General features: G+C 62.1%; 14 protein-coding genes and 1 pseudogene. 5 read left to right on the forward strand and 10 right to left on the reverse strand.

Going from position 1 to position 19705, the window contains the following annotated elements; genetic code table 11:
- Positions 1–35: 35 nt before the first annotated feature.
- The 5 genes from ACFLEY_RS35835 to ACFLEY_RS35855 all read right to left on the reverse strand — a co-directional run bounded on the left by ACFLEY_RS35835 (position 36) and on the right by ACFLEY_RS35855 (position 5743).
- Entirely contained in the window at positions 36–587 is a 552-nt protein-coding gene (locus ACFLEY_RS35835) for a serine O-acetyltransferase (protein WP_028174314.1), read from the reverse strand.
- Positions 588–618: 31 nt separating this feature from the next.
- Complete coding sequence (locus tag ACFLEY_RS35840) at positions 619–2073, reverse strand: lipopolysaccharide biosynthesis protein (protein WP_011085157.1); 1455 nt, start codon at positions 2071–2073, stop codon at positions 619–621.
- Between the two features lie 48 nt (positions 2074–2121).
- Positions 2122–3174 (reverse strand): acyltransferase, encoded by a 1053-nt coding sequence (locus tag ACFLEY_RS35845; protein WP_060912943.1) that lies wholly within the window; start codon positions 3172–3174, stop codon positions 2122–2124.
- 88 nt (positions 3175–3262) lie between these two features.
- Entirely contained in the window at positions 3263–4615 is a 1353-nt protein-coding gene (locus tag ACFLEY_RS35850; protein ID WP_060910782.1) for a hypothetical protein, read from the reverse strand.
- A gap of 6 nt (positions 4616–4621) precedes the next feature.
- Entirely contained in the window at positions 4622–5743 is a 1122-nt protein-coding gene (locus ACFLEY_RS35855; RefSeq protein ID WP_304566146.1) for an acyltransferase, read from the reverse strand.
- A gap of 348 nt (positions 5744–6091) precedes the next feature.
- Between ACFLEY_RS35855 and ACFLEY_RS35860 the strand changes: the two genes are divergently transcribed.
- The 5 genes from ACFLEY_RS35860 to ACFLEY_RS35880 all read left to right on the forward strand — a co-directional run bounded on the left by ACFLEY_RS35860 (position 6092) and on the right by ACFLEY_RS35880 (position 12172).
- Complete coding sequence (locus ACFLEY_RS35860; protein WP_396604352.1) at positions 6092–7561, forward strand: O-antigen ligase family protein; 1470 nt, start codon at positions 6092–6094, stop codon at positions 7559–7561.
- A 5-nt stretch (positions 7562–7566) separates the two neighbouring features.
- Positions 7567–8235 carry a hypothetical protein gene (locus ACFLEY_RS35865; RefSeq protein WP_236842194.1) on the forward strand — a complete coding sequence of 223 codons (669 nt, stop codon included), beginning with the start codon at positions 7567–7569 and terminating at the stop codon, positions 8233–8235.
- A 159-nt stretch (positions 8236–8394) separates the two neighbouring features.
- Positions 8395–9033, forward strand: a complete 639-nt coding sequence (locus ACFLEY_RS35870; protein WP_060910779.1) for a transglutaminase-like cysteine peptidase — start codon at positions 8395–8397, stop codon at positions 9031–9033.
- A gap of 350 nt (positions 9034–9383) precedes the next feature.
- A complete protein-coding gene (locus tag ACFLEY_RS35875; protein WP_231166652.1) occupies positions 9384–9941 on the forward strand; it encodes a hypothetical protein in 558 nt (185 codons plus the stop codon).
- Positions 9942–9961: 20 nt separating this feature from the next.
- Entirely contained in the window at positions 9962–12172 is a 2211-nt protein-coding gene (locus tag ACFLEY_RS35880) for a GNVR domain-containing protein (RefSeq protein ID WP_161536154.1), read from the forward strand.
- A 270-nt stretch (positions 12173–12442) separates the two neighbouring features.
- Here ACFLEY_RS35880 and istB read toward each other — a convergent pair.
- The 5 genes and pseudogenes from istB to ACFLEY_RS35905 all read right to left on the reverse strand — a co-directional run bounded on the left by istB (position 12443) and on the right by ACFLEY_RS35905 (position 19590).
- Positions 12443–13209: pseudogene (gene istB, locus ACFLEY_RS35885) on the reverse strand (IS21-like element IS1631 family helper ATPase IstB).
- Between the two features lie 4 nt (positions 13210–13213).
- Positions 13214–14971: an IS21-like element IS1631 family transposase gene (gene istA / locus ACFLEY_RS35890; protein ID WP_100214066.1), complete on the reverse strand. Its 1758-nt coding sequence runs from the start codon at positions 14969–14971 to the stop codon at positions 13214–13216.
- 765 nt (positions 14972–15736) lie between these two features.
- A complete protein-coding gene (locus tag ACFLEY_RS35895; protein WP_060910776.1) occupies positions 15737–16897 on the reverse strand; it encodes an acyltransferase in 1161 nt (386 codons plus the stop codon).
- Between the two features lie 33 nt (positions 16898–16930).
- Positions 16931–17995 (reverse strand): hypothetical protein, encoded by a 1065-nt coding sequence (locus ACFLEY_RS35900; RefSeq protein WP_396604353.1) that lies wholly within the window; start codon positions 17993–17995, stop codon positions 16931–16933.
- 170 nt (positions 17996–18165) lie between these two features.
- Entirely contained in the window at positions 18166–19590 is a 1425-nt protein-coding gene (locus tag ACFLEY_RS35905; RefSeq protein WP_011085145.1) for an undecaprenyl-phosphate glucose phosphotransferase, read from the reverse strand.
- Between the last annotated feature and the right edge of the window lie 115 nt (positions 19591–19705).

The following is a 19705-nucleotide window of genomic DNA, read 5'->3' on the forward strand; positions in this document are numbered from 1 at the left end:
ATAACCAGCAGGGCCCTGCGCCCCGCCTTGCTGCTTTAAGCGCGCATCCGATCGGGTGCTTCCGAGCGCACGACCCGCGCAGGTGCTCCCGCAGCGACGGAACGCGGCGGAACGTCACGCGTCACAACCGCGTTGGCGGCGACGTTTGCTCCTGCGCCAATCGAAATGGGGCCGACGATTACGGCACCGGTATAGATGACGGCATCGTCCCCGATGGTCGGACAACCCGGCTCATCCCAGGCGCGCCGGCCAAGCGTGACGTTGTGATACAGCATCACGGAACGGCCGATCCGCGCCCCCTCGCCGATCACGACTCCGGTCGGATGCGGCAGGATCAGTCCCGGACCGATTTCTGCGAGAACCGAGATGTAGCAGCCTCGCCGCATCAGCGCCCTCACGAGCAGCCAGGTGATTTGATGACCCCAGCGCGTCCGGAAACGCAGCATCTTGGCGATCCGCCACGTCGTGATCACGGCAAAGCCCGGGCTCGTCAGCAAGGCGACGATAGCGGCTCCAACGCCGGACCTGCCGGTGTTTGCCATCAGGTCCTCGCGCCACGGAATTCCCGGCTGGGACTTGTCGCCCATTCCCTCTCCTGAAGACATCAACCGATCTCTACTAACCTGCCGAGGGAAGATTTGCCTGCATCGGCGGAACCGATCCGCCGAGCAGCGACTGCATGCTGTTCCAGATACGACGCCTGAATATCACGTAGCTGCAAAGCACGACGACCGCATAAACGGCCGTCGCGATCAGCCAATGCGACAGACTTGCGACCTCGCCCTTCGTCGCCACGAGCGCGCACAACGTCCCCAGGGACGTCCCCACGGTGGCGGGCATCAGGGAACCGAACAACGACGCATAGGGAACCCCGCAGTTGCGGGCTCCGATCATCAGCATGAAAGCGCAAACCAGGATCGACACGACGAGGTACACCACGGCGACGGCCGTGAGTCCGAACGGCAGTGCGACGACAAAAGCAAGAATCATGCTGGCGCTATTGGCGCTGCTCACCCAGAACTGGAGCCGTGCCTGGTTGTGGGCCAGCAGGATCGGGCCGGCATAGGCCGCAATCGACTGCGCGGCACCCGCGGGCGCGAGAATGGCGATCAGCGGCAGCACCTCCTGCCAATGCGGCGAAAGGAATGTCGCAACGGGATATTTCAGCCCGAAGGTCAGATAGATCATCGCCGGGAACGTGATCATCGCCGTCATGCCGAGCACCGCGCAAATTGCCGCCTTGCGCCGGTCCTGTTCCCGCTCGCCGCTCATCCGGCTCAAGGTGGCCATGAGAACCCCTCCGCCCGGCCAGGAGAGAATCATCAGCGGAAGCGTCATGAACTGGAAGGCGAGACCGAACAGGCCGACCGCCGCCGCGCCCAACTTGGCGCCGATCAGGAGATTGCCGACGTTTCTGGCAGTGAAGTTGAGGACGTTCGAGGCCAGCACCCAGCCGCCGAACGACAGCATCAGGGCGACGCCGCGCCATTTGAAGTTGAGATGAATGTGGCGTCTGGTGTTCACATAGAACGCGACGGCGCGCACCGCCTGCATCAGGACATAGTACGCGATCAACGCCCAGATCCCCCACCCGAGCAGGGCGCCGACCACGCCCACCGTCGCGGACGCCATCGCGGCCCCGGCTTCGATCAGGGCGATCGTTTGATATTGCAGCGAGCGCTCCAGAACCGCACGCGGTCCCATCGCGGAAATGGACAAGACGACCGAACCGGAGAGCGCGGCCAGCACGGCCGGCAGTCCCTGCATGTCGACGGCGGCTCCGAGCGGCTTCGATGCGGCGGCCAGCACCAATGCACAGCCGATCCCGATCGCGACCATCAGCGTCGTCGCCGCACCGGCCTCCTCCTTCGTGAGCGACGTCCTCTGGATCATCGCGCTCGACAGCCCGAGGTCGGTCAGCATGGAGATGAAGGCGATGAACGGCAGCGAAAACGCCACGAGCCCGAATTCCGTCGGCGTCACGAAATAGGTGATCAGCAGCGTGATGAGGAACTGAACCGCCGACTTCACGACGTTCACGCTCGACATCGAGAGCAGATTCTTGATGATCATGACGTTACCCGCATGTGATCCGGCTGAAACGATGGCGAGCGCATGCGCTCAGGCGACATAACGGGCTTCACGACGCACTCCGAAAAACAGTCCTCGCAGCGCCGGATCCAGCAAACGGCGCAGTCGCACTTCGATCAGCTCATAACTGACCGTACCCGCTATCAGCGCGGCAATTAAGCCAAGACCCGCAAATCCGGCCCAGAGGAGCCAGAGATTGACTCCGTGCGCGGCCAGCTTCACTCCGATCACCTGCAACGGGAATAGCGCAAAAGGATGGACCAAATAGAGGCTATAGCTGATCTTTCCAAGGAACTGGAGGAATTTGCCGCTCAGAGCAACGGCAACACCGGAGTCTGGAGCAAGGACCATTCCAAACAGCAGCGCCCCCGGGAGCAAGCCGACCAGCGGATGCACATATTCGATCGACACGTACATCGCGGCCCCGCAAACGATGCCGGCCAGCAACCCGGGCCAGCCGACGACGCGGATCCGCAGGCGGACGAGACTGAACAGCAATCCGACAAGGAAGAACGCGGCGATCGGCCGAAAGGCGATGCCCGCGAGACCGAGCAGGATAAAAGGCGCCGCCAGAAGCCAGTTCTTCCGCCGCACCACCGTCACGAAGACCAGCGCGAACAGGATGTAGAACGCCCATTCGTAGCTCAGGGTCCAGGCGTTCTGCTGGCCGATAGGCAATCCCAGTGCGTCCGGCAGGAACGCCAGATTGACAAGGAACAGCTTGAGATATGTCGGCAGATCGATCCCCTTGAAGAACTTGTAGCCAACCAGGGGCCCTGCCGTGAACAGGATCAGGTGCAGGATCACGAACACGGGAAGGATACGCAGGGCGCGATCGAGAAAGAACTTCCCGACGCTGCGGTGGCGCATGAGGCTCGCCGGAATCAGGAAGCCGCTGATCATGAAGAACAGCTCGACGCCGTGCCCGCCCATGTAGACCGTCGCTTCAAGCCACGGCCAGATGGGGGGCAGGAAGCCCGCCAGAAGCGGCATGTCCTGGAGGTGCACGATCAGCACGCTGAGCGCCGCGACACCACGCAGCCCCTGTATCGCCTCTACGAAATTCCTGCTGTCTCCGCTCACCACCACGATCCGATCTCAAGATGAAAGAAGGTAACGGACCGGAGCCCGCGCTGCGCGCCGCAGTTCATTGCATGAAGCACCATGGCGATCATGCTGGCCGCGAAACCAGATCCTCGACGTCAGGCGCGAGCGGTGCCGTGCTCGGGGCGGTCCTGTCACCCTTCTCCCGCGCAAAGACCTCGCTGAAGGCCACGCCCAGCATGATCAGACCGCTTGCCGGGCCATAGGCCAAGACCGTGATGGTGAAGAGGTTCATGGCGACCGCGAAAGACAGCTTGTAGATGTCCCTGGTCCTTGCGACCGCGAGGATGACCAGGATCATGAACACCACGAAGATCGGCCCGAACATCAGGTAGGTGCCGAGGTAGAAATTGTCCACCGGGACGTAATAGCTGAGCTTGTTCGAGAACAGCAGCTGCGGATAGTTGAAGCAACCGAGGCCGCAGCCGACGAAGAAGCCGACCGGCATGAGATCGGCCATGTAGACGAACGGCAGCTGCCAGCTGTTGTTGACGCGGTCCTGCAGGCTGAACAGGCCGCGCGACATGCTGACGAGGCCGTTGCCGGAGAACAAGGCGATCAGCACCGCCGGCACCAGGATCGACAGGAACGAAAGAAGCGCCATCCGCCGCAGCATGGGAAACTTCTCCCGCTCGGGAACGAGACGAACGATGATCAGGCAAAGAACGTAGATCACCATCACGCCGAGCGACGTCTTGTTTGTGGTCAATTTGATGGCGTAGAGACCGATGGGCGTCCAGAACAAGCACCACGGCAGGCTTCGGCGCACCGAGATGATCACAAAGGAAATGAACACGAAGAACGCGGCCATCGTGCTGTCGGCAGCCAGTCCCGCCAGACGTGTCTCGGAAGCCGACCACCACAGCCGCGTCGCCTGCCGCGTCGTGCCGAAAGTCTCGTAGGCATAGCCCACCCACGGCATCTGGAAGCGAGACGACAATATGATCCCGACGATCGTCAGGTAGAAAATCGGGTGAAGCCAGCGCTGTAGTCGATCGTAATCGCCAAAATTACGCCCGCAGAAGCAGAAGCCGACGAACACCGGCGCGATCATCTTGAACGACGACATCATGCCGCTGAAATAACCCAGGAACACGTATCCGAGGTAGAGCGCAAAGCAGATGTAGAACAGCGTGAGGATGGCGACGAGGTTCCGTCCCATCAGGATGTAGCGCTGCACGAAGGCGAAAATGCAGACCAGGGCAAAAATGTCGGGCAGGAACCACAACGGACTGATCTTGAGGACCGCCAGATAATAGCGCAGCGCGCCCGCGAGCGCGTCGCGGTAGAAATAAAGCAGGAGTGCGATCGCCTCGAGATTGAAGAATGCACTGCCTTCCTGCTGATGATGCAGAGGCATCCGCACCGGATCGACGATGCGCCAGTCCGAACTCGGGAGAGCCGAAGAGCTGCTGGACATCGCGCCTCACTCCGCCGCGGCAACAGAGGGAACGGCACGGCGGCTGAACAGCCGAAGCACGAACCGCGAACCGGGCATCTCGACCCGGAGATAGGTGAAGTTGGAAAGCGCAAGCACGGCCACGACGAAGACGGCCAGCAGCAGCGACGCCGCCAGTCCGGGAAGAAGATTGTCCACCATCTGCAGACGCGCCGGCCCCACGCCCCGCGCGAAGTACTGGATGAGAACGAGGACGAGGGCGTGCACCATGTAGATCGAATAGGAGCGCTTGCCCAACCACACCAGGGGTCGAACAGACAACAGCTTCGGCAGGAGCCGCTCGGGAAACGCCATCAGCGAGCCCAGCAGAGCGGCGAAAACGATCGGCGCGACGAAGCTGAGCCGTTCATCGAAGCCGACGACACAGACCAGCACGACGGCAACGGCGGCCAGTCCAATCTGGCAAACCGACTGAACGAGAGGGCTCACCGCGCGGCCTCTCCCGGTGACGAAGCGAAGCGTGAGCACGCCGATGAAGAAACCCAGAAAGCATCGGGTGAAGCCGTTGGTCTGGAAATCAAGCGTTTCATTCTTGAGCACGAAGATGATGAGCGCCGCGCCCAGGACGGCCAGCACGGCACTGAGGACATAGACGAGCCTGATGTAGCCGAGGCGCTGCGCCAGGACGACGACGCCGGCGAATACAATGTAGGTGTAGAATTCGGCGCTGATGCTCCAGCTCGGGCCGTTCCAGCTCAGATAGTCGAGCACGCCCATGGCATGGAGCAAAAACACGTTCGCGACGAACGAGTACACGTTGTTAACCTGGAGATCCGCTGATTCGTTGGTGGAGAAGTGCAGCAGGCCCATTTCGGTCAGCGATAGCCGCATCAGGCGGAACGCCAGAAACGCGAACAGCATGACGATGTGCAGCGGATAGATGCGTGCGATCCGACGCAGGGTAAACGTTCGGAAGTCGAACTCGCTGAATTCCGACTGAACGTAGCTCATCGAGATCACGATGCCGCTCAGCACGAAGAACAAATCGACGAAGAGCCAGGAATTGTGAAAGAACGCGACGTCGATCCAGGCGCGGTGAGGCAGCGCAGCGGCGAGCGGATCCGATCCGACGAAGTGATGGACGACCACGCAGAGGGCGGCGAGGCCGCGGACGCTGTCCAGTGGAACGTAGTGCGCCTTTGTTTGATGAGCTAGCACTTGAAAGACGCTCTACGATTCGACCAAAGCGAAATGCTGCGGTGCAATATAATGCCTCCACCGGGTGGTTTATTCAACTGAAAAGAGCCGAAACGCCGATCTCCGCCGCCGGACACTGCACACAAGATGCGGCAGCAAGAAGCCGCACACATCTGTGCTCCGGCTTCGGCAACGTGCTCATAAACTTCAATTCAGCTTTCGTGAGGCAACGGGCATTGCGTTTGGAACAGATCAGGGCTGCGCGCGCGAACCTCCGCCGCATTCCGTGCAATCGTGCGAATGACGGTCAACACGCCAGCTCGCATTAACTTGATCTCATGCGAGGTTCTGATAGCTCCGTCGGCGCTGAGCAGAACGACAGAGGGGCCTTTGGGCGCGATATCGCGATTTTTCGCCGCAGCCGTGTTTGTGCTGGCGCCACTTCCGCTCGGATCCCTCGACCTCGCGTGGATTTGCTTCTGGAATTTTCTGCTCGTTTGCAGCCTGCTGACCGCCGATCTCTCAGCGGTGAGCCGTCGCAACGCCATGCTGCTGATTCCGGCGGCAGTGGCCGTCGCGACAGTGGGCGTCATCGTCACGTTGCAAATGTGGAGCGGCCCTCCTGCACAATCCGCGACCATCTGGGAACTGCCGCGACGGTCGTTCGGCCTTGCCCTGCCTGACCGCCTTTCTATGACCGCACGCGGACCGTGGTTGGCGTTCGGGTCGGTCCTGCTGCTGTCACTCGCCTTCACGCGCGCGGCGATTCTTGCAAGCGATGCGAGAGCTGCCCGTTCACTGCTACGAATACTGGCATGGGCCGGGTGCCTGTATGCACTCTACGGAATCCTGGCGGAGCTGATCGCGCCTGACGTGGTCCTATTCCGGCAGAAGGAAGCCTATCCCGGCTTCGTCACGGGAACGTTTGTCAACCGAAACACGGCGGCGACGTTCTGGGGCACCTGCGCCCTGCTGTTTCTGGTGCCGCTTCTGCGCACCATGCACCGCCAGGAGAGCGGGCCGCCGGAGCAACCGGATTGGCGAGCGCAGCCGGAGCAGATGCTCTCCGCGCCGGTGGCGCTTGGCGCGGGCTTCGCGATCTGCACGATTGCGCTTGCCATGACGGGATCGCGCGCGGGCCTTCTGCTGTCGGTCGGCACATTCGTGCTGGCCATCATCCTCTATCTCGTGCCGCTCGAACTCGGCAGATCGCGGAAATGGCTGGTCCTTGGCGGCTCGGCGGCTGCAGGGCTCGTGCTCCTGCAGCTCGTCGGCGGCCTCGTCGCAGGGCGAATCGTCGAACATGGGCTGATCGATCCCCAGAGGATTGCAGCCTACCAGGCCTCATTGGGGATCATCGCCGATCATCGGCTGCTCGGAATCGGGCTCGGCAATTTCGAGGCTGTTTTTCCCGCCTACAGGCCCGCAGTGCTCGGCAGTCTCGGCATCTGGGATCGCGCCCACAGCACGCCGGTGGAAATTGCCGTCGAATTGGGCATTCCCGCCTTTGCCGTGATCGCGCTCGTCAGCCTCTGGTACTTTTACCATTTGCTTACCGGAAGCTTGCGCAGGAAGCGCGATCGCTACATACCCGTCATCGGCGCGAGCGTCGCCGTATTGGGCGTATCACATAGCTGCATCGATTTTTCACTGCAAATCCCAGGATATGGCGTGTTTTTCGCGGCTATCGTCGGATGTGGCCTCGCGCAATCGCTGTCGTCACAATTGCGAAAAGAACGTGGCAAATCTGCGCAAATCGAGTTAAAGTAAAAAGAATGGAAATGGGCAGGGCAATGAGTTGGAATTCTGGTAAGCGCTTCGCTGTGGTTGTCGGAGCACTAACATTATTTGGTTGGTCGCCGACTGCATTTGCTGCGACCGGCGTCAGTGCAGGCTGTGTCGCCAACACCGGAATCGTTTCGGCGGAGCGCGCCACCGACTTTCTGGCCAATCCCGGAGGCCTGCTCGATCAGTTCAAGGACGGCCAGGGCGGTCTCGCATCGGCTGTCCGCGACCTTTTGACCGCACGTCCCGAGACCGTCGAGGGCATCGCCTCATTAGCGAAGGCCAGCAGCGCGGATCAGAGCCGCGCCATCGGCGCCGGACTCGGCACTGCGGCTTCCACCTGCGTGCTGACGCAGCCTCAGGTTGCCCAGCTGATCCAGCAGGCGGTTCTCAAGACAGACAATCCCGATCTGATCCAGTCGTTCACCAGCATCACCGGCGATATCGCCACCGAAGTGACGGCGGGCGCCGATCCGACGGGCGAAACCACTGCCGGAGGCGGACCGGGCTCGACCGCCGCGGAGGCGCGCGGTGGCGCGGCAACCTCGACCGTGCCCGTGGTGCTGAATCAGAGCGGCGGCAGCGCCCAGTCGCAGACGCAAACGCTGTTTGCAGCGACGTCGACCGCGGTTCTGACCTCCGTAAGCCCGTCGCGTTGACGACTGGAACCGCCGCGTTGACAGCGGATTAACCACCCCTGCCCGGCCGGTCTCGAGACCGGCCAATTTCGCTACAATTGTAAATTTCCGCGGAACCAAAGCTCAAATCGTTTGTGAGATACCCGTAGCGTCAAAAAGAAAACGCGAAATGGGGATGTCATGAGCTGGATTATCAAATCGCTGGTTGCGATCGGGGTCGCGACGGCCGGTGCGGCAGCCAAGGCCGACACGCTGAACGACGGTTCACAGAACCAGGCAAAGCGCGCATTCATCAGCGAGTACGACAATGCGCTCGCGCCGCTGCAATTCGTCAAGTTCTGCATGAACTACGACGCCGAATGCGCCGCCGACACCGCCGAACGGACCCTGCCTTCGGGCGAGCGGGCAATGAGCATGCTGCGCGAGGTCAACAGTTCGGTCAACGCGTCCATCACTCCGATGCAGAAATCCACCAATCCGATGGTGGCGCGCTGGACGCTTGCGCCGTCCGCCGGCGATTGCAACGACTACGCGGTCACCAAGCGCCATCAGTTGATCGAGATGGGCTGGCCCAGATCGGCGCTGCGACTTGCAGTTGTCCTGACGGGCGGCAGGGGCCACCTTGTGCTGGTCGCGCGTCTCGCCGACGGCGACTTCGTTCTCGACAATCTTTCCGCTTCGGTGCGCCCCTGGAACGCGGCGGACTATGAGTGGATCTCGATGCAGTCCGGCGGCAACCCGCAATTCTGGGTCGCGATCGGCGAGCATGGCGAGCGCCTGCGCGCCACGCGTCTCGCGATGCTGCGAACCGTCCAATAGATCGCGCGACGTTCCACTCTACCCGCCCCAATCGACAGGCGCGAGGAGATGGTCCCTGGACCATTCCCTCGCGCCTTTGTCTTGACCATGGCGTTTGCCTAAGAATCGTGCTTAAGGCATGCGACCTTGATGCAATCATTTGCTGAATCTGCGTCTGATCGCAGCAGCAGCTTCGTTGATGTTGAATCGCGGTGCGGAGGATGGCAATTCGGTCCGCGCTGGGTTATATTTTGCGCCGCACAAGAATTTGACATAGTTTTGGGCCATCAAGGACCTACGGTCTAGATCGATACGCCATCCATAGTTCGCAACGAGATATGAGCGCGATCCTCCTCAAACTCGATAGCTTGTTGCGTGGTCCTCTCCGGGCTTCGCCGATTGCCGTCGCCGTTGCGCTGTTCGCAGCGTTTGCAACGCCGGCGCATGCGCAATGCGTCGATCGCGGCGAACGCGCCCCATCGGCCGCGATCAGTGCCTTCGTCTCGGATCCCTCGGTTCTGTTGCGGCAGTCGAAGAACGACAGGGACAAGCTTTCGGGACGGCTAACCGGGCTGCTGGTGACCGACATCGCGGCGCTCGAGCCGGTCCGGGACATGTTGCGCGAGGCGAGCCAGGCCGATCGCATCGCAATCGGCGCCGGGCTTCACCGTGCCGAGGAGCGCTGCGTCGCGACCAAACCCGACGTCGCGCGCAGGATCAGCGAATTCGTCGCCAAGCTGCACGACGGCTCCGTGCTCAAGGGATATTTCGCGGATCAGGATACGGCGGTTGCGCCCGCTTCGGGGAGCCCTGCCCCATCTACAGCCAATAACCAGCCGGCAGGCTCGAGCCAGGGCGCCGGCCTGATGTCGGGTGAATGGAAGACCGAACTCGCCGACCCGTTCAAGCCCGTTCCCCTCCCTGAGTGACAACCTCAAGATTCCCAGAGATGTTTCAGCCACGAGACCAGTTTCCGCAACGTCCGAGATATGCCATCGAGGTCGGTGGCACGACGCTTAGCGCCGAGCGCGCTCTGGACATCGTACGTCGCCAATGGCCGCTGATCGTCGCCATCGTGGCCGGTACGCTCGCGCTCGTTCTCGTCTACCTGATCGTTGCGACGCCGATGTACACGGCAAATGCGCGCATTCTGATGGATACGCGTCAGACCCAGGTGCTGGACAAGGACAGCGGAACCGCCAACGCGCTGATCGACCCGGGCTTCGTCGACAGCCAGGTCGAGATTCTCCAGTCCGACGACCTGCTCCTGTCGATCGTCCGGCGCCTGAAGCTCACCGAGGATTCGGAGTTCAACGGTTCAGACCCAGGATTGATTCCGCTGGTCATCGGCAAGGTCGTCGCGATGTTCGGATCGGATGGCCCTCCGAGCAAGGAGCGCGTCGAGCGTGGCGCGGTCGAGCTGCTCCAGAAGAATCTCAAAGTCGAGCGCGTGCTGACGACCTATGTCCTTTCGATGAACTTCCGCTCGATCGATCCGAACAAGGCGGCGCAGATCGCGAACGCCATCGCGGACGCCTACATCGTGGGCGCGCTGGAAGCGAAATATCAGTCGACCAAGCGCGCCGGCGAATGGCTCCAGCAACGCAGCGCCGAGCTGCGTGAGCAAGCGACAGCGAGCGATCGCGCCGTGCAAACGTTCAAGGCGCAGAACAACATCGTCGGCACCAGCCGGGGCCTGATGAGCGAGCAGCAGCTCGCCGACGTCAACTCTCAGCTCATCGCCGCGCATGCGGCAACCGCGGAGGCCAAGGCCCGTCTCGACCGGATCGAGGCGTTGCTGGACAAGGACCTGGTCCAGCCGACGGTGACGGACGCCCTCAACAACACCGTGATCACCCGCCTGCGCGCCCAGTATCTCGACCTTGCGGCCCAATACGCCGATTGGTCGACCCGCTACGGCAAGACCCACCAGGCGGCCGTCAACCTGTCCAACCGCATGGACGAGCTGCGCAAGGCCATCGCGGACGAAGTGCGCCGTATCGCGGACGCGTATCGCAGCGAGTACGAGATCGCCAAGAGCCGCGAGACGGCACTCGAGGACAACCTCAAGAATCTCGTGTCCCAGGCTGGCAGCACCAGCCAGGCGCAGGTCAAGCTGCGCGATCTCGAGAGCGCGGCGGACACCTATCGCAACCTCTACAACAACTTCCTCGAGAAGCTTCAGAACGCGACGCAGAACCAGAGCTTCCCGATCAGCGAAGCGCGCATCATCAGCACGGCGGTCAAGCCCGACAAGAAGAGCTCGCCCAAGACGCTGCTGGCGCTGGCCGGCGGCCTGCTCGGCGGCCTCTGTTTCGGCTTCGGCGCCGCCTTCACGAAGGAGCTGATGAGCGACGTACTGCGGTCTCCGAACGACGTCGAGGACCAGCTCGGGGTGAAATGCCTCGGCGTCCTTCCCGACATTCGCCCGGCGAGAGCCTCGGCGGATCATCCGGAAGCAAACATATCGAGCTACGTCGTCGAGCATCCGTTCTCGCGGTTTGCGGAGACGCTGCGGAACATCAAGGTGTCGATCGACGTCGCGCGCCTCTCGCGCGAGGTCAAGGTGATCGGCATCCTGTCGTCCCTGCCGAAGGAAGGAAAAACCACGGTCGCCGCCAATTTCGGTCATCTGACCGCGTTGACCGGCCACCGCACGCTGCTGATCGACGGCGACCTTCACACTCGCTCGCTGACGCGGGCGCTGGCTCCACATTCCAAGACCGGTCTGGTCGAAGCCCTCAAGGATCCGCACTCGTTCGGCTACCACATCCAGCGCAGCAAGGAGAGCGGGCTCGACTTCCTGCCCTCCGTCGTCGCCTCGCGCATGGTGAACTCGGCGGACGTCATTGCCTCGAAGTCGATGGCCGACCTGCTCGCGGTGGTTCGCGAGGAGTATGAGTACATCGTCATCGATCTGGCGCCGGTGATGCCGGTGGCCGACGCCAAGGCCGTCAGCCACCTCGTCGATGCGATGGTTTACGTGATCGAGTGGGGTCGCACGAGCCGCAATGCGCTCCAGGAATCGATGGCCAGCTCCGAGGGCATCCAGAAGAAGCTCCTGGGCGCCGTGCTCAATCGCGCCAATCCGAAGATGCTGAAGCGGATCGAGGCGTACAAGGGCTCGCACTACAACAGCTATTATGTCGAGGGCGCCTAGCGCCGAGCCGCCGGCACAGCAGCCGGCGGGATCCGCGTTTCGCTGGCTTCTGCGCGGCTCGACCATCGCTCTCGCCGCTGTCGCGCTGGTCTGGGTCGCATCGGTTGTCCCGGATGTGACCAATCCCGCGGTCCCGCAGATCGCCGGCCGCGTGGCGCGCGGCGAACGCTATGAAACCGATCGCTTGAGGCGGATCCCCGCGGGTCACTTCAAATTCCTCCGGGTGTGGTCAGTCAAATTCCTCCACCCGCGAGGCAGGACAAGGGACTGTTAGTTTGAGTTTGTTTCCCGGGCAAGAGCTTCAGCGGCTTCTTTGAGCCGATAGCTGCGTCCGTCGAACTCAAGCAGATGGCAATGATGCATAAGGCGATCGAGGATCGTCGTGCTCATAGTGTTGTCCCCAAGGTATGCCCCCCAATCCTGCACGACGCGATTGGAGGTGACGATGACGCTGCGGCGCAGTTTGTAACGCTGATGGATCAGGGTCTGCAGCAAAGTGCCGGCGTCGTCGGGGATGGCGCGTGCGAGGAATAGATCGTCCAGCACGAGGAGATCGCAGTCGATGATGGTTCGCAGCCGGACCTCGCGTTGTGCCGGAGAGTTCAGGGCGTAGCGGTGAAAGAAGTCGTCGGTCTCAAGATACTGGACCTTGTGGCTTTGCAGGATCGCCTGATAGGCAATCGCCTTGGCGATGTGCGACTTCCCGGTGCCAGGTTTGCCAACAAGCAGAGCGTTCTCGCCAGCGGCAATGAACGCCAGGGTGTGGAGCTGGAAGCAGGTCTGACGTGGCAGTTTGGGATTGAAGGACCAGTCGAACTCGGCGAGCGTCAGCTTTTCGTCGAGCCCGGATTGCTGGTATCGCCGCTCGATAAGACGGGACTGACGACGGTCCAGTTCATCCTGCAGGATAAGGGAGAGGTCTCGAGGAAGGGCTGGTTGGCGCCCTGCGCCTGGAGCACGCGCGTCTGCAGCGTGTCGCGGACACCCGACAGGCGCAGCTGTCGTAGGCAACGCTCAATTTCCGGCATGGTCATCATGTGGCTAGGTCTCCAGTTTAAGGTGAGAAGGTGCAGCGGGAGCGCTCGTGGCGCCGGAGTTGGCCGGGGTTGCGCAGGCGACACGAGCGCGGATTGCCGTGGCGTGATCGTCGTGAGCCTCGGCCTGCCGACCATTGTCGTCGGCGTCGCGCCGCACAGCGCGGCTGAAGAGGTCGCCGTATTCCGCGGGGGTACGGATCAGCGGATGATCCTGGGTGAGCGGCGATGCCGGCTGTGGCGTCACTCCAACCTGCTCGATCGCCTGTTCGAACAACCGCTCGACGGTCGCACGCACGTGCTTGTAGCGGTAGATGCGGTTGTCGATGGCGTGCGCGCAGGCCTGCTCGACCAGCCGCGCCGGATACTTCCGGCCCAGCCCGACAATGCCCCACATCGCGCGCTGTCCGGGGCGCCCTTCGGTGTCGAACACCTGCTGGCACAAGGCCCTGGTCTGCGGTCCGATGCGCTCGGCGCTCGCCAGCAGCACGGCGGTTTGCCGCGACGGGTTGAACGGCCGTTCGCTGGTCGGCAGGACGACAGAACCGGGGTGCGCCATCCGGGAATGAACACGCAGCAGCGCACGGGTGTGGCGATCACGGATCTCGATCGTGGTGGTGTAGATGCGCACGACGACCTGGCTGCCGATCGGCGCGGGCCGCGCGGCGTAATAGCTGTTGTCGACGCGTACGGTGGTGTCGTCGCAGACAGTCCGGACGACTTCGGTGAAGATGCGGAAGGGAGCGACAGGCAGCGGCCGCAGGTGCGGCTTCTCTTCCTGGAACATCGCCTCGACCTGACGGCGCGTGCTGCCGTGGATGCGTTTGGAAGCCCAGTTCTCCTCCCAGTGCCTCAAGAACTCGTTTTGCGCCTCCAGCGTCTCGAAGCGCCGTCCGGCCAGCGCAGTGCCCTGGGTATGTTGAATCGCATTCTCGACGCATCCTTTCCGATTTGGATCGGCCACGCGCGCGGGATCGGCGACCACGGCGTAATGAGCCAGCATCGCGCTGTAAATCGGGTTGAGCTGGGGCTCGTACAAATCCGGCTTGAGGACGCCTTCCTTCAGGTTGTCGAGCACGACATAGCTGGGGACCCCGCCAAAATACCGGAACGCCTCTTCGTGGAGCTGCGCCCAGACTTGTTGGCTGGACTTCCAGACTACCCGCCGGAAGCTGCGCCGCGAGTAGCGTAGCGTCATCACGAACAGGCGGGGACGACGGTACCGCCCGCTCTTCGGATCAACCGTCGGCGCGCCCTCGCCATAGTCGACCTGAGCTTCCTCGCCGGGGAGGAACTCAAGACGATCAAACTGCTCAGGATCAGCGTGCCGCAACCGGCGCACAAACCGCTTGACACTCTGGTAGCTGGACGGAAAGCCAAATTGATCAACCAGGTCCTGGTAAATCGCCTGCGCGTTCCGCTTCAGCCGGACCTGTTCTTCGATCCACGTCCGATGCGCTTCGCAAGCCGAACGGGCCAGGCTGCTGGTGACCGTCGCTTCCGATGTCCCAAAAGCCGGTGGTCGGGGTGGAGGAATTTGGCCGTCCGCGCTCACCGAGCCGGTGGTCACTTCCCCGGGGGAATTTGCCTCCGCACCGGCCCGCAGCGCCTGATAACGCCGGATCGTCTTGCGATCGACACCCGTCAGCCGGTGAATCTCGCGCTGGCTGGTGTTGCGATCAAGTAATGTAAGTACGGTGCTTTGCAGATGTCGCTTCAAGACGTTCAACTCCCCGGCCCCTTGCTGGCTAAAGGGGTCGAACATAAACGTCCTGCCTGACCGGCTACTGCTGTTCAGCGGCGCTGACGGCGATCATCAGGTGGGGGAGTTTCAAGTGACCATACCCGGGGGATTTTGACCGACCCACGGGGGGATCGTGGGGGACAATCTGCCGTCCGCCCGCCGGCTATGCAGCGCCAAGACGCTGCGCGAACTCCTGCTGCTCCAGCTCGCAATCGCCGACGACTCGACCCGCGCAGGCGATCTGAAGCAGATCGACATCGACGCAGACGCCGTCGCGTCCACGAGCCTCGCGTTGCTGACGTGCGCACCGACGGAAGGACTGGGCTGGTTCGGCCGCTACTGGGCCGAAATCCGCCAGGTCGGCTTCGGGCCGCGAACAGCGGAGTTGCTGGATCTTTCCTATCGCTTCGCGCCGCACGAGGCCTGGCTCCAGCTCATCCGCGCACCGTTGGCTCTTCGCGTCTTCAACGCGGTCTCGCCGGAGCTCAAGGACTACGCCACACAGGACTTCGCCGACATCTTCCAGGCCCGCCTGTTCCCCAGCGCCGCCACGCTCTATCAGGCGGCGGGCATGGAGGCGCGCGTCGCGCTGCTCGAACGCACTTGCGCGGCGCCGGAAGCCGATCGGGACCTGTTCTCGCATTTCGTCGCGGAGAAAGGCCTGCGGGTCCGCCATCGCTGCTATCAACCGACGGCGACGGCGTTCGTACGAGCCGTTGAGGTTGGCAGGGGCTCGCGGTGTGTGCGCCGATGTCCGCGACATTCGGCGCCACGCAAACACCTCGCCTATTTGAGTTCGGTTCGCGGCACGCCCTGGGAAGGGCTGTCGGGCAGGTATTGCAGGAAGAACTTGGTCAGCCCGCGGCGGCTGCGCAGGATCGGCGACTCGAAGTACTTCCAGGACACATGCGCGACCGCGTAGGAGATCACGAAGCCGATGGCTGCGCCCGCGCTGATCTTCACGCTGTTGGGCACCGAGATCCCGCCATAGAGCGTGAGCGCCTTGCCGAGCGGGTTCGGGATGAAGTTATGCACGAGATAGAAGCCGTAGCTGATCTTCCCGAGATGCTCGAGCGGCTTCCACTCCAGTGCGTGAACAACGACACTTTCCTGGTTGGCGCGAACCCACCACACCAGGGCGACTAGGCAAAGCCCGATCGCAGTGTCGATCACCGGGAAAAGATACGAAGGCGCGTCGTAAATCACGCCGTTCGAGCACAACGCGAACGCCAAAATGAGGAGACACGCGAACGTGCCGTTGCCGTTCGGAGCCCATCCTTGCCTGTGAAGATGCAGGATCGTGATCGCGCCACCGAACGCGATCAGGCTGAAATTCCAGGGCGACAAGGTGTGGATGGCGGTGTGATTGAAGCCCGACGAATACATCAGGAAATGACCGACCAGCCCGAGGGCGACGACGCACATGCAGGTGACGAAATGGCGCTCCAGAGGAAGCAGGATGAACAGGAAGGGCGCGACCACGTAAAACTGCTGCTCGACCGAGAGCGTCCAGAGCACGCCGAAGGGACCTGCGGTCCCGCCGATGACGCTGCCGATCCAATAGTTGGACAGGTACACGACGTGATAGCGGAAGCCGAGGTCGGGCCCCGCGTGCTGAAAATACGCCCGGGTCAGGAACAGGATGGCGAGAAGCGCATAATATGCGGGAAAGATGCGCGTCGCGCGCTTCACCCAGAAGGTGACGATCTCCGCTGCAGGCCGGGACGCGGCCGTCTCGGCCTTGCTGCGCTGCCTGTTGAGCTCGCCGATGATGAGGAACCCGCTCAGGATGAAGAAGATCCAGACGCCGACGCTGCCTGAGTAGAACTGCAGTCCGCACTTGTGATTGAGATAGACCAGAACGACCGAAAGACCGCGCAGTCCGTTGAAGCCTAGAATACTGCCCGACTTTTCGGCGTTGGGGCGGTCGGATCCAAGTAGGGACATTGCTGGTTCTTCTCTTTGCACGGAGACCGAGAGCTACAGTCCCCTGGTTCTCAACTCTGTCAATTCTTCAGCCGACAGACGGCCGCCCGCAAACTCCGAGAGCAGAAAGAGCGCGACCTTGGGCCTGTCGATCTCGTACATCAGCCCAAACCTGTTCTCCGGAGGCTTCTTCTGCGGCTCGTCGAACAGCTCGTAGACCATGACGCTTTCGATCTCGACGTCTTTCTGGTTCTTCAGATATTGGAAGGTGTCCCGCAACGTCCGCAGGCATTGCTCCGTCAGAGCATCGCCGGGCTGGTTTCCATAGGCCGGCTTGTAGATCTCGCCGCAATTAACCTCGTTGAACGTCACCGGGCGGCGATAGGACGCGAGCTTCTTGAACAGGTCGAAGGGCAAATTTCGTCCATTCCAGTGCCGATGCGGATTCTGCCCCGCCACCTCGTAATAGTGGTAGGAGATCACGTCGTATTTCACGCCCCTGGACTCCATGAAGTCCAGGAAGCCCAGCATCGTCGACGTTGTGTTCAACACCTTGCGCAGATGGCTACCGGTCTCGCGATTGATCTGGTCGATGGCATCGGAGGCGCCATGCAACACCTGGGCCCAATCCTCCATCACCGGCATTTCGAAGTCAGCCGCCGTCATCCCGCGCCCGAACAGCTTTTTCCCGTCGGAATCGAGAGCGAGCAGGTTGATCTCGTTCTCCAGCTCCCAGTCGAGGACATCTGTGCTGAACTGCCGGACGAACGCGTAGGTCCGATCGTAACCCTGCCTGTAGAGGGCTTCCCCGTCTCCCTTCGGATAGCGCCCCCTGTCTGTGCGGTCGCCATAGCGTAAGGGGAAGTTGATGAGAGGATGAAGCGTGATCGAATATTTTTTGGCCAGCGCGACGGTTTTCCGGAACATCGGCGCTTCGACCGGCTCGGCATCCTGCGTGAGATTGAGGCCAGTCCTGTATTGCGTCAGCCCTCGCGCCTTCATCAGCTGAAAGATCGGCTCGAGATCCCTGCGCTTCTGCGGCGGTCCGCCGACGCCCCATTCCAATGCAAGCGCATCGGAGCAGGACGCGACAACCGCGACGGCGAGCAGCAACAGCATGAGGGCTGACCTGACGAGGCGATGGCTCAATCTGCAAGGCTCCGCGTTTCGGTGGCTCCAATGGCCGATGGGGAGCGATAGATCGCGTGCTGCAAGATGCAGGCCGTCTCCGCCTCGCACGGACGTGATCGGCATCCAGCGCGACGAATGCGCGCCAGATTCAGTCCGGCTCAGTAGGCTTCCTGATGAATCAGCGCCAGCGCGGTCTTCAGGATGATCCTGATGTCGAGCCAGATGCTCCAGTTGCTGACGTACCAGACGTCATACTCGACCCGCTTTTCCATCAGATCGATGGTCGGCGTCTCGCCACGGAAGCCGTTGACTTGGGCCCATCCGGTCAGGCCCGGCTTCATGTGATGCCGGTACACGTAATTGCTGATGAGCTGGTCGTAGTAATTGTCATGCGCAAGCGCGTGCGGGCGCGGCCCGACCAGCGACATCTCGCCGCGAAGAACGTTCCAGAGCTGCGGCAGCTCGTCGATGCTGGTCCGACGCAGCACGCGGCCGACACGGGTGACACGCGCGTCGCTCTTCGTCGCCTGCGTGACGACATGACCGTTCTCCGCCACCGTCATGGAACGGAACTTCCAGATCTCGAACTGCTTGCCGTTGAAGCCGCGCCGGGACTGCTTGAAGATCACGTTGCCCCTGGAATCGAGCTTGATCATGATCGCGGCCGTCACCAGCAGCGGCGCCAGCAACAGCAGGGCGAACGAGGCAAGGCCGATATCGAGGCAGCGCTTCTGCGCTTGCTCGAACACGCTGAGCGGCGCACGCTGGATCTCGATCGCGACCGTGCCGCTGACCGGCTGGAACGGACGCGACACCAGATCCGCGATCGGAAAATCCGGCAGGAGACGAATCGGCTGGGGAACGACGCGCAGATGCTGGCTCAGCTTCTGGAGAAGCGGCATCTCGTCCCAGTCGATGACCAGGAGATATTCTTCCACGTCCGCCGTCCGGCCCTGACGAATGATGTCGCGAATCTCGCTGTCCCAGCCTGCGCCCTCTTCGGACGGCTCGAGCACGAAATGCCGCACGACGTTGAAGCCGTGCTTGCGCAGATCCTTGAAGCGGGTCGAGGTGAAATCGAGCGGCTTGAGGCTGAGCAGCACGACCTTGCGATCGACCAGACGGCCCTTGGCATAGCTCGAGGTCAGGGCCAGGCGCCACAACACGCGGAGCCCGCCCAAGGCAACGCCGCCGGTCGCAGCGAACAGCAGCGTAGTTCCGCGCGACAGATCCGCGGACGACTTGAGCAGGAACGCCTCGACCGCGAGGATGGTCAACGAGATCAGCCAGACCGCCAGGGCCTTGCGCAGCTGCCAGACCGTGCTCAACAGGCGGTGATGATCGTAGACGCCCTGGAAATAGGCGATGGTCACGAATACCGCGCCGACGACGAGACCGGCTCCGACGGACGAATCCTGCTCGACGACAAGCACGCGATACAAACCGCTCGCGACGAAATAGCTGAGCAGCACGGCGAGGAAGTCGCCGGCGATCAAAGCCACCTGGAGGGGTCTCTGGAGGGCACCGCGTCGGTTCGATATAGCCGAATAATAGTTTTCCGAACCGTAAGTTGCTACAGCCATCCGAACCTCGCTGCCTCGTCACGCACCCGCAATCACGATTGCGAGCAAATCGATCGAAGTTTTTCGACGTGCGCCGAAGTATATCTTAACTAAACAAAGCGACATTGCGGCAGTG

It is taken from the genome of Bradyrhizobium sp. YCK136, assembly GCF_044570075.1.
Lineage (GTDB): Bacteria > Pseudomonadota > Alphaproteobacteria > Rhizobiales > Xanthobacteraceae > Bradyrhizobium > Bradyrhizobium diazoefficiens.

Bases quoted from the DNA above. Each gene is read 5' to 3' on its own strand.
- ACFLEY_RS35905 (WP_011085145.1), bottom strand. From the start codon at position 19,590: ATGGCTGTAGCAACTTACGGTTCGGAAAACTATTATTCGGCTATATCG.
- istA (WP_100214066.1), bottom strand. From the start codon at position 14,971: ATGTTCGACCCCTTTAGCCAGCAAGGGGCCGGGGAGTTGAACGTCTTG.
- ACFLEY_RS35850 (WP_060910782.1), bottom strand. From the start codon at position 4,615: ATGTCCAGCAGCTCTTCGGCTCTCCCGAGTTCGGACTGGCGCATCGTC.
- ACFLEY_RS35900 (WP_396604353.1), bottom strand. From the start codon at position 17,995: ATGCTGTTGCTGCTCGCCGTCGCGGTTGTCGCGTCCTGCTCCGATGCG.
- ACFLEY_RS35840 (WP_011085157.1), bottom strand. From the start codon at position 2,073: ATGATCATCAAGAATCTGCTCTCGATGTCGAGCGTGAACGTCGTGAAG.
- ACFLEY_RS35860 (WP_396604352.1), top strand. From the start codon at position 6,092: ATGACGGTCAACACGCCAGCTCGCATTAACTTGATCTCATGCGAGGTT.
- ACFLEY_RS35895 (WP_060910776.1), bottom strand. From the start codon at position 16,897: ATGTCCCTACTTGGATCCGACCGCCCCAACGCCGAAAAGTCGGGCAGT.
- ACFLEY_RS35870 (WP_060910779.1), top strand. From the start codon at position 8,395: ATGAGCTGGATTATCAAATCGCTGGTTGCGATCGGGGTCGCGACGGCC.
- ACFLEY_RS35880 (WP_161536154.1), top strand. From the start codon at position 9,962: ATGTTTCAGCCACGAGACCAGTTTCCGCAACGTCCGAGATATGCCATC.
- ACFLEY_RS35865 (WP_236842194.1), top strand. From the start codon at position 7,567: ATGGAAATGGGCAGGGCAATGAGTTGGAATTCTGGTAAGCGCTTCGCT.
- ACFLEY_RS35835 (WP_028174314.1), bottom strand. From the start codon at position 587: ATGGGCGACAAGTCCCAGCCGGGAATTCCGTGGCGCGAGGACCTGATG.